Raw genomic sequence first — 332 nt, forward strand, 5'->3', positions numbered from 1 at the left:
ACAGGTTTTCGTCATGGGGACCTTGCTTTCACTGGGCCTGATTGCATTATGGCTGTTTAAACCCTGGCAGCGCGAAAGCGACTCGCAACTGCGGGTGTTCAACGCATTTGAACGCTTGCTCGCCCGTCATGGTCTGCGTCGTATGCCGGGTGAAGGCGCTGACGCATTCTGCCGCAGAGCGGTGCTGTATTTTCCGCAGCATGCCGAGGCCATCGAAGCTTTCATCCGCGAATTTCAGGCGCAGCGCTATGCCGGGCGGCTTGCTTCGGCCAGCCGCTTGAGGCATGCATTAAGCACGTTGCGTCGTCTGCCATGGAGGTTGTCAGCCGTCA

Annotated in this window: 1 protein-coding gene; it reads left to right on the forward strand. The window is 58.4% G+C overall.

Annotated features, from left to right (window positions below):
* A partial coding sequence (locus ALO43_RS26335) for a DUF4129 domain-containing protein (protein WP_157062368.1) occupies positions 1-332 on the forward strand: 332 nt, incomplete at both ends.

Source organism: Pseudomonas tremae, assembly GCF_001401155.1.
In the GTDB taxonomy this organism is placed as follows: Bacteria; Pseudomonadota; Gammaproteobacteria; order Pseudomonadales; family Pseudomonadaceae; genus Aquipseudomonas; species Aquipseudomonas tremae.